The organism is Rhizobium aureum (genome assembly GCF_030182495.1).
In the GTDB taxonomy this organism is placed as follows: Bacteria; Pseudomonadota; Alphaproteobacteria; order Rhizobiales; family Rhizobiaceae; genus Rhizobium; species Rhizobium tropici_C.
Genome location: NZ_JAQJCI010000001.1, coordinates 624,295 through 636,630, shown reverse-complemented (window position 1 = coordinate 636,630; position 12,336 = coordinate 624,295). Strand labels below are relative to the sequence as shown.

10 protein-coding genes are annotated in these 12,336 nt (G+C 61.6%); 5 read left to right on the top strand and 5 right to left on the bottom strand.

The genetic code is table 11. The annotated features are described in order from the left end of the window. The first annotated feature begins 41 nt into the window (after positions 1-41). Genes PH552_RS03000 through PH552_RS02990 form a run of 3 tightly spaced genes read left to right on the top strand, consistent with a single transcriptional unit; the run spans position 42 to position 3,498 of the window. Positions 42-992, top strand: coding sequence for an ABC transporter permease (locus PH552_RS03000; RefSeq protein ID WP_113248765.1), 951 nt, complete (start codon positions 42-44; stop codon positions 990-992). Then, the gene (locus tag PH552_RS02995) at positions 989-1,840 is read left to right on the top strand and encodes an ABC transporter permease (RefSeq protein WP_112345864.1); all 852 of its coding nucleotides are present in this window, start codon (positions 989-991) and stop codon (positions 1,838-1,840) included. The genes PH552_RS03000 and PH552_RS02995 overlap by 4 nt, the downstream gene beginning before the upstream one ends. Positions 1,841-1,842: 2 nt before the next feature. Continuing rightward, positions 1,843-3,498, top strand: a complete 1,656-nt coding sequence (locus PH552_RS02990) for an ABC transporter ATP-binding protein (RefSeq protein ID WP_113248764.1) — start codon at positions 1,843-1,845, stop codon at positions 3,496-3,498. A gap of 32 nt (positions 3,499-3,530) precedes the next feature. Here PH552_RS02990 and PH552_RS02985 read toward each other — a convergent pair whose 3' ends face one another. Further along, on the bottom strand, positions 3,531-4,007 hold the full coding sequence (locus PH552_RS02985) for an Lrp/AsnC family transcriptional regulator (RefSeq protein ID WP_015343674.1): 477 nt from the start codon (positions 4,005-4,007) through the stop codon (positions 3,531-3,533). Between the two features lie 225 nt (positions 4,008-4,232). Here PH552_RS02985 and PH552_RS02980 point away from each other — a divergent pair, with 225 nt between their 5' ends. Both PH552_RS02980 and PH552_RS02975 read left to right on the top strand, forming a co-directional pair. Then, the gene (locus PH552_RS02980) at positions 4,233-5,558 is read left to right on the top strand and encodes an NAD(P)/FAD-dependent oxidoreductase (protein WP_113248763.1); all 1,326 of its coding nucleotides are present in this window, start codon (positions 4,233-4,235) and stop codon (positions 5,556-5,558) included. Positions 5,559-5,617: 59 nt separating this feature from the next. Then, positions 5,618-6,526 (top strand): LysR family transcriptional regulator, encoded by a 909-nt coding sequence (locus PH552_RS02975; protein WP_113248762.1) that lies wholly within the window; start codon positions 5,618-5,620, stop codon positions 6,524-6,526. Positions 6,527-6,557: 31 nt separating this feature from the next. Here PH552_RS02975 and PH552_RS02970 read toward each other — a convergent pair whose 3' ends face one another. Genes PH552_RS02970 through PH552_RS02955 form a run of 4 tightly spaced genes read right to left on the bottom strand, consistent with a single transcriptional unit; the run spans position 6,558 to position 12,324 of the window. After that, positions 6,558-7,931, bottom strand: coding sequence for an FAD/NAD(P)-dependent oxidoreductase (locus tag PH552_RS02970; RefSeq protein ID WP_113248761.1), 1,374 nt, complete (start codon positions 7,929-7,931; stop codon positions 6,558-6,560). Further along, positions 7,928-8,251 carry a (2Fe-2S)-binding protein gene (locus tag PH552_RS02965; protein WP_113248760.1) on the bottom strand — a complete coding sequence of 108 codons (324 nt, stop codon included), beginning with the start codon at positions 8,249-8,251 and terminating at the stop codon, positions 7,928-7,930. Before PH552_RS02965 ends, PH552_RS02970 begins: the two co-directional genes overlap by 4 nt. Continuing rightward, positions 8,248-10,236: a hydantoinase B/oxoprolinase family protein gene (locus PH552_RS02960; RefSeq protein ID WP_113248759.1), complete on the bottom strand. Its 1,989-nt coding sequence runs from the start codon at positions 10,234-10,236 to the stop codon at positions 8,248-8,250. The genes PH552_RS02965 and PH552_RS02960 overlap by 4 nt, the downstream gene beginning before the upstream one ends. 6 nt (positions 10,237-10,242) lie before the next feature. Beyond that, a complete protein-coding gene (locus PH552_RS02955; RefSeq protein WP_183761825.1) occupies positions 10,243-12,324 on the bottom strand; it encodes a hydantoinase/oxoprolinase family protein in 2,082 nt (693 codons plus the stop codon). Positions 12,325-12,336: the final 12 nt, after the last annotated feature.

The window sequence follows — 12,336 nt, the reverse complement described above, 5'->3', positions numbered from 1 at the left end:
AAACGCCGTTCGTTTCGTAGATCGCCGCAGGAGCATTGCCTTTGAGATCCGAGGTCTCCATTCTTATCCTAAACCGGCTCTTCATCGCGCTCATCACCTTGCTGATCGTGTCATTCGCCGTCTTCTTCGCAACGAGCATGCTGCCGGGAGACACGGCCTCCATCCTGCTCGGCCAGGCGGCGACGCCTGAAGCGGTCGCCGGCCTGCGCAAGGCAATGCATCTCGACGAGCCGGCGATCCTGCGGTTCCTGGAATGGCTGCTGGGCCTGGTAAAGGGCGATCTCGGCACGTCCTACGCAAACAATATGCCCGTTGCGGAGCTGATTGGCCGCCGCCTGCTGGCAACACTGGAGCTTGCCGCCATCACGACGCTCGTCTCGGTGCCGCTTGCACTTCTGCTTGGCATTACTTCGGCCATGCTTCGCGGCTCCTATTACGATCGGATCGTCACGATCATTTCCATCGGCGTCATATCGGTGCCCGAATTCATGGTCGCAACGCTTGCGGTGCTGTTATTCGCCGTCTATCTGCGCTGGCTGCCGGCGCTCTCCTCCATCAGCGAGGCGCATACGGTCTTCGATCTTGTGAAGATCTACGCCATGCCCGTCATCACGCTCACCTTCGTCATCTCAGCCCAAATGATCCGCATGACCAGGGCGGCTCTGATCGAGACGCTGAAGACGCCTTATGTGGAAATGGCCCTGCTGAAGGGCGCCTCGCGCGGCCGCATGGTGTTCAGGCACGCATTGCCGAATGCGCTGGGGCCGATCGTCAACGCAGTCGCGCTGTCGCTCTCCTATCTCGTCGGCGGCGTGATCATCGTCGAAACTATCTTCAACTATCCGGGCATCGCCAAATTGATGGTAGACGCCGTCGCGACCCGCGATCTCCCGCTCATCCAGAGCTGCGCGATGATCTTCTGCCTTGGTTATCTCATGCTGATCACCATGGCCGATATCGTCGCAATCCTCTCAAATCCGAGGCTGCGATGACCACGAACAGCTTGGCTTCCCATACCCCATCCCTTCTCGGCTACAATGTCAGCCTTGTTGGCATCGTAGCTTTTGCCATCATCCTTGGCTGGACGATTGTCGCCCTGTTCGCGCCCTATATCATCCCCTATTCGGTCGGCGATATCGTCGATACCGACTATTTCGGCCCTATAAGCGGACAACTGTGGCTCGGCTCGGACTATCTCGGCCGTGACATGTTCTCGCGCGTTTTGATGGGTGCGCGCTATACGGTCGGCATTTCATTGGCCGCGGTGGCGCTCTGCTGTTTTTGCGGCGTGACGCTGGGCATGATCGCCGCGGTTGTCGGTGGATGGTTCGACACGATCCTGAGCCGGTTTCTTGACGCCTTGAACTCGATTCCAAGCAAGCTTTTCGGCCTGGTCGTCGTCGCCGCCGTCGGCTCGTCCATTCCGGTGCTGATCATCACGCTCGCCGTCATCTATACGCCCGGCGCCTATCGCTTTGCCCGCGCGCTCGCGGTCAATATCAACACGATGGATTTCATCACGGTTGCCCGCACCCGCGGCGAGCGGGTCGGCTACATCATCGGTTCGGAAATTCTGCCGAACATTATCCGTCCCGTTCTGGCGGATTTCGGTTTACGCTTCGTCTTCGTCGTTCTCCTGTTGTCCGGTCTTTCCTTCCTCGGCCTCGGCCTGCAGCCGCCCTATGCCGACTGGGGAGCCCTGGTTCGCGAAAATATCGGCGGCCTGCCCTTCGCAGCACCTGCCGTGATCGTGCCCTCCTTTGCCATTGCCAGCCTCACCATCAGCGTCAACCTGCTGATCGACAACCTGCCGCGCAAGATCAGGGACAGGAGCGCATGACGATGGACAATCTGGTTGAAATCAGAAATCTGAGAGTCGAAGCCAAGACCGACTCCGGTCGCATCGTCGAGATCATCAAGGGCGTCAGTTTCAATATCGCCAAGGGCGAGATTGTCGCGCTCATCGGCGAAAGCGGCTCGGGCAAGACGACGATCGCGCTGACGCTCATGGGGCATGCGCGCGAGGGCTGTCGCATCTCCGGCGGTACGATCCAGGTCGATGGACAGGACATGGCCGCCCTTTCCGAAAACGAACGCTCGAAGGTCCGCGGCACAACAGTCGCCTATATTCCGCAAAGTGCCGCAGCCGCTTTCAACCCGGCGACGAAGATCATGGAGCAGGTGATCGAGGTCACTCGCATCCACCGGCTGATGCCGCCCGAACAGGCGCGCCGGCGCGCGATCGAGCTCTTCCGTGCGTTATCGCTGCCGAACCCGGAAACCATCGGCGAGCGATATCCGCATCAGGTCTCGGGAGGCCAGTTGCAGCGGTTGGCCGCAGCCATGGCTCTGATCGGCGAACCGAAGCTTGTCATTTTCGATGAGCCGACGACCGCGCTCGACGTGACGACGCAGATCGATGTGCTGAAGGCATTCAAGTCGGTCATCCGCACCGGCGATATTGCCGGCGTCTATGTGTCACACGATCTGGCGGTCGTCGCCCAGATCGCCGATCGCATTGCTGTGCTCAAGGGCGGCGAAATCCAGGAGCTGGCGAAAACCGAAGCGGTCCTGACGCAGCCGAGCCATCCCTATACGCGTGAGTTGCTGGCCGCCTTCGAGCCGAAACAGACTGCTCGCGACAGCAAAACAAGCGGGGCGACTGCATCCGTGCTCAGGATCGACAATCTGGTGGCAGGCTATGGCGATATGCAGCCCAACGGCCTGCCGGCGGTTTGTGCGGTTCAATCCGTAAGCCTCGAAGTGGAGAAAGGCAGAAATCTGGGCATCATCGGTGAATCCGGATGCGGAAAGTCGACACTGGCGCGTGCAATCGCCGGCATATTGCCGGCGGTATCAGGCACTATCGGCTTTAATGGCAGCGAGATGAACCGTGCCGCAAAGTTGCGCTCGCGCGATCAATTGCGGGAAATGCAGATCGTCTTTCAATATGCCGACACCGCACTCAACCCGGCAAAGTCGATCGCCGATATTCTCGAGCGGCCCCTGGCCTTCTACCATGGTATGGACCGCAGGACTCGAGCGGCCAAGGTCGATGAGTTGCTCGATATGGTGCGATTGCCCCGAGCGCTTCGCTATCGCTATCCGTCGGAATTGTCGGGCGGACAGAAGCAGCGCGTGAATTTCGCTCGCGCGCTCGCAGCCGAGCCGCGCCTGATCATTTGCGATGAAATCACATCGGCGCTCGATACGGTGGTCGCGGCGGCAATCATCGACCTGCTCAAGGAACTGCAGCGTGAACTGCATTTGTCCTACATCTTCATCAGCCACGATCTATCGGTGGTCGAAGCAATCTGCGACGAGATCGTCGTGATGTATGGCGGCAAGAAAGTTGAGCAGATCACGCGCGAGGCGGCAGATGCGCCCCGCCATCCCTATTCCCAGCTGCTGTTCGGATCTGTTCCCAAGCTTGATCCGACCTGGCTCGACAATCTCGTTCAGGACCCGGAACTCAAGCGCGAATATGGCCATGGCTAGCCGATACAGCCTGGAAATACCGTTGGACACCGCTACATGGGAAACAGGCTGGTCAGGGGCATATGCGCCTTGACGATCGGCGACTTGAGCACCACGAAGCTGAAATACTTGTCGATGCCGATATCCAGGTCGGTCAGGCGCTCCATGATCGTCTGATATTCCCCGATACCTGCCGTCACGAACTTCAGCATATAATCATAGCCACCTGAGACGAGGTGGCATTCGATGACCTGATCGACCTTCTCCACTGCCGAAAGAAAACGCGCGAAGTCGATCTGCCGGTGGTTCTTGAGCGTGACTTCCGTAAAGACTGTCAGCGTCTGACCCAGCTTACCGATATTGATCTGGGCAGAATATCCCTCGATATAGCCTTCCTGCTGCAGTTTCTTGACCCGCATCAGACAGGGGCTTGGCGACAGGTTGACCAGTTCCGCCAATTCGACATTGGTGATGCGTCCGTTCTTCTGAAGTTCGTACAGGATCTTGATGTCGATACGGTCGAGCTTCATCGGCAAATCTTTCCCATATGAGGCAGCATTTTATGCCGCGAATTCTCCAAGATCGAGCATAACACCATGGTTCGTCTTGTCTATTTCATTCTGTACGACTACAGCCGGCACAATCAGCCGCTTGGTTCGTCATGAGCAGAATCTTATGCCGAATGGCGTAGTTGTGCGGCAGCTTCATGTCCGATCATTTCGCTATGCTGTCGGCTCGATAGGAGACCCGCATCCATGCCCGCACCGCTTACCCTTGTCGAAAACACTCCCGAATTGCCGACGTCCGCCGATGTCGTCGTCATCGGGGCTGGGATTGTCGGCGTTTTTACCGCCTATTATCTGGCAAAGCGGGGCCTCAAAGTCGTTCTCCTCGAAAAAGGCCGCGTCGGCGCCGAGCAGTCCAGCCGCAACTGGGGTTGGTGCAGGCAGCAGAACCGCGACGCTCGCGAGCTGCCGATGGCGACGAAAAGCCTCGAGCTCTGGGACCAATTCGCCGCAGAAACGGAAGAGGACACCGGCTTTCGTCGCTGCGGCCTCTTCTATCTGAGCAATAGCGAGGAAGAACTCGCCGGATGGGCACGCTGGCGTGACTTTGCGCGCAGCGTCGGTGTGACCACTCATATGCTCGATAGCGCTGAAGCCAGCGAGCGCGGCAAGGCGACCGGCCGCATCTGGAAAGGCGGCGTCTTTTCTCCCACGGATGGTATTGCCGATCCGGCCAACGCTGCACCGGCGGTCGCTCGCGCCCTGATGAAGCGGGGGGGCTGTCTGCGCCAGAATTGCGCGGCTCGCGGCATAGAGACCGAAGGCGGAAAGCTCTCCGCCGTCGTGACCGAAGAAGGCACGATCAGGACGAGGATTGCCATCCTGTCCGGCGGCGCCTGGGCATCATCCTTCTGCCGACAGCTTGGCGTCCGTTTCCCGCAGGCGTCGATCCGCTCGTCGATCCTTTCGGTCAGCGCCGGCGCCGGCGACCTCCCGGACGCTCTGCATACCGCACATGTTTCCGTCACCCGCAGAGGCGACGGCGGCCATACGCTCGCGATCAGCGGGCGTGGCCGCGTCGATCCCACGCCGCAGACCATGCGCTTCGGGGCACAGTTTCTGCCGATGTTCATTCGCCGATGGCGCGCGCTTTCCCTGGGCGGGTTCGAGGGCTTTCGCAGCGGCCACGAAAACCTGTCGCGCTGGCGCCTGGATCGGCCAACGCCGATGGAGCGGATGCGCATCCTCGATCCGGCGGTCGACAGAAACACGATCCGGCTCACCTATGACCGCGCGGTCGAATTGCTGCCTGCCATCGCAAACCGACGCATTACCGCAAGCTGGGCCGGCTACATCGATTCGACCCCGGACGGCGTGCCCGGCATAGGCGAGATCGCTGCCATTCCAGGCTTCGTGCTGGCCGCCGGTTTCAGCGGCCATGGCTTCGGCATCGGTCCTGGAGCCGGCCACCTGATCGCCGATATCGTCACCGGTGCCACGCCGATAGTCGACCCGAAACCCTATCACCCCGACCGCTTCCTGCAGTCCGCATGGGGCAAGGTGGCCGACTTCTGAAAAGGACCGCCCGTGCTAGACTTCGCCGGCAACCGAACCAGACACTACGGATTTTCCTGATGCAGGCCCGTCAGCTCGAAGTCTTCTGCATGCTCATGCGATCGGGAACGGTGACCGGCGCCGCCGCCATGCTCAACATCACGCAGCCGGCGCTGAGCCAGATCCTGCTGCATGCGGAAGACCAGCTGGGGTTCAAACTCTTCAATCGCGTGCGCGGCAAGCTGGTCCCCACCCGCGAGGCCGAAGAACTGTATCCGGAAGCAGAGCGCATCTTTTCCGAGCTCGGGGCGCTTCGGCGCCGAACGACCGACATGCGCTTCGGGCGGACGGGGCTGATCCGGATCGCCGCAACAACGCCGCCAGCCATGTCGATCGTTCCCAAGGCGCTTCTCGCCTTCAGAACGACCTATCCGGATATCGTCGTCCGATCGCTGATCGCACCGCTGATCAATGTCGTGGATATGATCCGCAATGGCGATGCTCCGCTCGGCATCGTCATGAACAACATTGCGCGGCCCGGCATCGATGTCGAAACGCTCGGATATGCCGAACTCATCTGCATCGTACCGGAGGGACACCATCTTGCCCCGCGCGACAGCATCACATTCGCCGATCTTCAGAACGAGACGCTGATCTCCTACCGCGCTGATACCTTCCCCGGCCAACTGCTTGCCAATGCCGCAGCCTCGGAAAACCAGGCGTTCAATCCCGCAATCGAGATCGATATCTCCATCACCGCCTTGCCTTTTGTCCGCAACGGCTTTGGTGTCGCGATCGTGGATGGTCTGCTGCCGTGGGAACAGTTTCCGGGCCTTGTGCGCCGGCCGCTTCTGCCGCGAAAGACCGTCCCGATCGCGCTGCTGACCAGCCGGGACCGTCCCCTGACGGGCAGCCACCTGACGATGCGCGACTATCTGCGCCAGGCCTGCGCCGGGGCGCTGAAGGATGGCGAAGCCGTGCCGGAGTAAAATCGCGTCGGCATAGCCGAACCGAGCTTGGTCACGTGTCGTCGTCCATCCAGGATCCGATCGGCAGCGGACGAACAGGCGCCTGCTCGCGCAGGCGACCGACCTCGCAAACCGGGATTCCCGCACGCTCCGCAATCAATTCGGCGCCGGTGAGCTGACAAAACCGTCCCTGGCATCGTCCCATACCCACGCGCACCATTGACTTCACCCGGTTTGCCTCACCTCCGGCATAGTCGACGCTCTCACGCAGATCGCCGGCGCTGATGCCTTCGCAGCGGCAGACTATCGTTTCATCGGGAATGGATCGGACCATGCCGGCGGGCCAGGGAAAGGCGCGGGCGATGGCGCGAGCAAAGCGTTCGTAGCGGGCAAGCCGCCGGAGATCCCGTGCCGGATTTGGATAGGGCAATCCCATATCGGCAAGGCAGGCGCTCGCGGCAAGCCGCCCTGCAACTTCCGCGCCATCGGCGCCAAGAATCCGCAAGCCGTCACCGGCAAGATAGACGCCATCGGCAGATCGGCCCATCCGATCCGCCTGCGGCAGCCATTGGGCCCAGCCCGGATCGTAATCGAAACTGCATTGGGCTAGGCCTGCAAGCTGCGTTTCGGCTCTCAGGTGCCAGCCAATGCCGACCGCATCGCATTCGATATGATGGTCGCACCCGCCGGCATCCCGCCAACGAACGGCCACCGGGCCGCCTTTGTCGCTGACGATTTCCGTCAGCGACACCCCTGCGCGATATAGGCGGCCGAGTTTCGCCCGCATCGCCAGACCCCGCAAGACCAGGACCGGCCTTGCCATCATGCCCGGAAGCGCAAGGATCTGGTTTCGAACAGAAGAGGTATCGAGAACGGCCGCAACATTTGCCCCGGCCTTCAAAAGCTGGAACGCAACGAGGGTCAGCAGAGGCCCGGAGCCCGCTAGAACAATCCTTCGCCCCATGGCGACCCCTTGTGCCTTCAGCGCGATCTGCATTGCACCGAGACTATAGACGCCGGGAGCTTGCCAGCCCGGCAGCGGCACCAGCCGGTCGGTCGCGCCGGTTGCGAGTATCAGCCTGTTATAGGCGAATTCCCGGCGGCCGGCGGGCGTCAGCACCTGCAGCATATTGTCGGCGAGCGCCATCGCTGAACTTCGAGCATAATATTCGACCTCGCCGCGAGCCACCATGCGATCGAAGACAGAGTGAAGGGCAAGGGCTTTGCCGGCTTCCGATCCATAGAGCTGCTGGGCTGACCGCGTAAAGCTCTCCGGGGGACGGCGATATATCTGGCCGCCGGCCCTCATTCCCTCATCGATGACGACGGGCCGGATACCGGCTGCCATAAGAAGCTCGGCTGCGCGTATGCCCGCCGGACCGGCGCCGACAATTACCGTTACTTTCCGTTCACCCGCCATCGTCATGGCCAGCCTCCGGGCGCTTGTGTCATCAGGGACATGCCATTGCCGACGAAGGTCGAACAGGCGCGCAGGCGGGTTCCATCCTGTTGCCAGACCCAGCAGTCCTGGCAGGCACCCATCAGGCAGAAGCCCGCCCGCCCTTCCGGCCCGAATTCGGATTGCCGAAGAGTGGGAGAAAATATCAGCATGGCCGTCAGTACCGTGTCGCCGGCCAGTGCTTCCCGTTCGATGCCGTCGAGCAGGAAGCGGACAGGCGCACGGCCCTGTTCGGCGAGGCGGACGATGCGCCCCGTTTCTCCAGGCGGACGCGCACCCTTGCTCATTCGGCCGCCTCTTTGATTTGAAGACGAACTTCCGGCATTTCCGGGAACCGGGCGCGAACATCGGCAAAAGCCGCGGCAACGCCTTCACGTCCCGCACGTCCCTTCATTCGGCGGAAAATCTCCGTCTTGGTGAAGAAGCGCCAATGGATGGGAAGACAGGCAAGAATATCGGTGAGCAGGTTGTAGGCTGCGGGTGTCCACTGCGCCTCGTAGCCGTCTCGCTCCGCGCCATAATGGAAATGGGCGGTTGGACTTGTGCGCGATACCCTGAGACGGGACGTTTCGGCTTCGTCCACCTTGCCGTCGCGAATGACCACGCCATAATCCCGCTCGGCCGCTTCCAAGGAAACATAGCCGCGCTCCACATCCCGCAGCACGCGCCAGTCCTCGCGCTCAAGTGGATTTCCGCGGCCGCCGCCCCCGGCCGAACGGATCTCGAGCACATCTCCCGGCTGCAGGACAGCGGTATCGATGTTGCCGAGGCGACGAAAGTCCTCGCGCCCGGGGTTCAATACCATATCGGAGAGCCCTGCCGCCTTGCCGCCGAGCAGCCCCCAGGGGCGGAAGAAGCTGCGGTCGCGGTTGCGGGCCGTGATACGGCTCCCGGGCGCGAACACGCGGAACGCCATTTCGGTCGCGAGCCCCCCACGCCAGCGGCCGGCACCGCCGCTGTCTCTGGCAAGCCCGTATTTGACGAACTCGATCGGTACTTCGGTTTCCGTGATTTCGATCGGCGTATTCTTCAGATAGGCAGCATCGGCGCCCGAACCGTTGGTCCCATCGCGATGCGGCATCCCGCCGCCGCCGCCAACCACCGGATTGACGGCGGCGATCACGCTGCGGCCCGTCCGTTCGTCAGTGGTCATGACGTTGACGATGCAATTGTTGCCGGCCGGCGCGGCAGGCAGCAATTCGGGAACCGCCTGGCAGAAGGCGCCGAAGATCACGGACCGCAGGCGCGCGCAGGTGAGCGAACGCATGCCGACAGCAGCCGGCGATACCGGATTGAGAACGCTCCCCTGCGGCGCGATGCAGGTAAAGGGACGGGTCAGGCCCGTGTTGAGCAGGATCTTGGGGTTCAGCGTGTAGAGAATATAATAGACGCCGACCAGCAGCATGGTGTGGCGCGGATCGCCGCCAGAGGGAACGTTGAGCGACGAGCCGAGCTGCGGATCGGATCCGGTGAAATCGAGGATCGCCTCGTCGCCCCTGATCGTCAACGTCAGCTTCAGGCGGCAAGGATTGGCCTCGACGGAATCCTCGTCGGCATAATCGACGAATTCCCAAGTGCCATCCGGCATTGCCCGCAGGAGATCGCGCGCCTGCGCTTCGGCGTGATCGAGAAGCACGTCTGCGCCTTCGAGAAATGCCTGCTTGCCGAATTTCTCGACCATGGCCAGGATCTTGCGCTCACCGGTGTTGAGCGCCCCGACGAGCGCCTTGATATCGCCGATATTGAGGTCTGGTTTGCGGACATTCGTGGTCATGATTTTCAGGATGTCTTCGTCGAAGATACCTTCATTGACCAGCTTCATCGGCGGAAATCGAATGCCTTCCTGATGGATCTCGGTCAGCGCGCGCGACAGGGAAGCCGGCACGGCACCGCCCATGTCGGTGTTGTGGATATGCCCGCCGGTCCAGGCAATGATCTCGCCGTCATAGAAAACCGGTTTCCAGAGATGCGTGTCCGGCGCATGCGTGGCCACGAAGCAGGAATAGGGATCGTTGGTAAAGGCAACGTCGCCCGGCTTGTAGTCCCCGATCATTTCGATGGCTCGGGTATAGGTAAGCCCGGGATACCATGTCGCGCCGAGGCCCATCGGAACGCCGAAGGTTTCGCCCTTGCGATTGATGAGCATAACGGTGAAATCCTCCGTCTCCTTGACGAAGGCCGAATGGGCCGTCCGCTGCAGCGTATAGGCCATGTTTTCGGCGGCAGCCCTGGTATGGTTGGCAAACACTTGAAGGTTCGAACGGTCGAACATGGGCCACTACTCCGAAAAGGTGAGATGAAGGTTCTGGTGGCGATCGATCGTCACCTGCGTGCCGGCGGGAATGGCGAAGGTCGTATCGTCCTGGGCCACGACGGCAGGGCCGCTGAACCGGCCGCCTGGACGCAGCTGGTCCCGCCGGTATAGTCCGATCCATTCGAACGCCTTGCCGGTATAGACCGGTATTTCGCGCTCCGGTTCGGCCATCCCGGCAATCTCTTCGAGACCGACGGTCGTTTGCAGCGCCGGTCCGGCGCCGATCGCGGACAGACGGAGATTGACGATCTCGATCCTGCCGTCCCGGTCGGCAAAATCATAGAGGCGAGCGTGCATGGCATGGAACGCCTCTTCCATTGCGGCGAGATCGCCTTCCGCCACCCAGGCCGCCCGCAGCGGAACCTCGATTTCAAAGCTTTGGCCGACATAGCGCATGTCGGCGGAAATCCGCAGCTCGGCAGGCCCCTTATGGCCTTGCTTGATGAGCCAGCTTCGCCCTTCATCCGACAGCGCCTCCGAAGAACCGCGCAGCAACGGCAGGGCTTCCGGCGACAGATGCGTGAAGACCGTCTTGATGAAGTCGCCGCGCAGATCCGCGACCAGACCGCCGAGTGCCGAAACCACGCCCGGACGCGGCGGCCCGATGACTTTTGCCATGCGGAATTCGCGAGCCAGGAACGCGCCCAGCATGGGGCCACCGCCACCGAACGGCATGAGGGTAAACTCCCGCAAGTCGACTCCAGCACGCGACGCCAGCTTTTCCACCTCGACGAACATCTCCGAGATCGCGATGTCGAGAATGGCCTGGGACACCTCTTCAACCGAGCGCCCGATACGCTCGGCAAGCGTTGCGACGGCCGCGCGCGCCAGCCCGACATCGATCCGCAACTGACCGTAGGCCATCTCGCTGTGCCCCAGCCAGCCGCAGACCGCCATGGCATCGGTCACGGTCGCTTGCGTGCCGCCCCGGCCATAACAGGCGGGACCAGGCGTCGAACCGGCTGATTCCGGCCCAACCCGCAAGATGCCATGGGCGTCCACGCTGGCAATGGAACCACCGCCGATGCCGATGGAACTGACGGAGACCGAAGGGATGTGAAGCGGAAACTCGCCGATCAGCTCGCCCGTCCCGAATTGCGGCTCGCCATCGATGATCAACGCGAAGTCTGCCGAGGTGCCGCCGATATCGAGGGTAAGAACATGTTTCTCACCGGCAAGGCGCGCCAGCCAGGCGGCGCCGATCACGCCCGAGGCCGTGCCGGAAAGCAGCATCTGAACGCAGGAGCGCTTTCCTTCGGCCGCGTTCATCACGCCGCCATTCGATTTCGTCAACAGGGCCGGCGCCTTCACTCCGCGCGATGCGAGCTTGTCTTCGAGAGCCGTCAGGTAGCCCGAAACCCTCGGATGGACGTAGCCATTGAGGATCGCGGTCGTCGTCCGCTCGTATTCGCGAATGACGGGCCACACCTCCGAGGATGTGAAGACGAAGAGATCGGGTGCGAGCTTTTCGATTTCGTTCTTGACCGCGGTTTCCTGGGCATCGTCGCGCCAGGCATGCAGAAAGGATATGACGATGCCCGCTGCGCCCTTGGCCTTTGCCGCTGCGACCGCGGTGGCAACCACCTTCATATCCGGCGCTTGTACTTCGCTGCCATCGGCCCGCAAGCGAGCGGGGATGCCGAAGATCATGTCCCGTGCGATCAGCTGTTCCGGCCGCGAGCAGAAGAGAGAATAGACGTCAGGCATTCTCAGCCGAGCGAGCTCGATGACATCTTCAAAACCGGCATTCGTCAGGAGCGCAAGCGATACGCCGCGTCTCTGAATGACGGTGTTGATACCGACCGTGGTGCCGTGAACGAAGCGACTGATCGCCTCCGGCGCCAATCCCTCGCGCTCGGCAAGCAACGAAAGCCCGGTCATCAATTCCGCACCCGGATCATCGGGTGTGGTCAGCACTTTCAGCGAAGCAATGCGGCCGGAGCGGCTTTCCAGGGCGCAGAAATCGATGAAGGTGCCACCGATATCGACACCGATCTTCCAGTCCTGCTGCGAAGCCTCTGCTGCTTGCCTTGCCGCATCCGTCATGTCCGTTCCTTT

Excerpts from the sequence above, each read along its gene's own strand:
- PH552_RS02960 (WP_113248759.1), bottom strand. The coding sequence starts at position 10,236 with ATGTTCGACCGTTCGAACCTTCAAGTGTTTGCCAACCATACCAGGGCT.
- PH552_RS02985 (WP_015343674.1), bottom strand. The coding sequence starts at position 4,007 with ATGAAGCTCGACCGTATCGACATCAAGATCCTGTACGAACTTCAGAAG.
- PH552_RS02975 (WP_113248762.1), top strand. The coding sequence starts at position 5,618 with ATGCAGGCCCGTCAGCTCGAAGTCTTCTGCATGCTCATGCGATCGGGA.
- PH552_RS02990 (WP_113248764.1), top strand. The coding sequence starts at position 1,843 with ATGGACAATCTGGTTGAAATCAGAAATCTGAGAGTCGAAGCCAAGACC.
- PH552_RS02965 (WP_113248760.1), bottom strand. The coding sequence starts at position 8,251 with ATGAGCAAGGGTGCGCGTCCGCCTGGAGAAACGGGGCGCATCGTCCGC.
- PH552_RS02955 (WP_183761825.1), bottom strand. The coding sequence starts at position 12,324 with ATGACGGATGCGGCAAGGCAAGCAGCAGAGGCTTCGCAGCAGGACTGG.
- PH552_RS02970 (WP_113248761.1), bottom strand. The coding sequence starts at position 7,931 with ATGACGATGGCGGGTGAACGGAAAGTAACGGTAATTGTCGGCGCCGGT.
- PH552_RS02995 (WP_112345864.1), top strand. The coding sequence starts at position 989 with ATGACCACGAACAGCTTGGCTTCCCATACCCCATCCCTTCTCGGCTAC.
- PH552_RS02980 (WP_113248763.1), top strand. The coding sequence starts at position 4,233 with ATGCCCGCACCGCTTACCCTTGTCGAAAACACTCCCGAATTGCCGACG.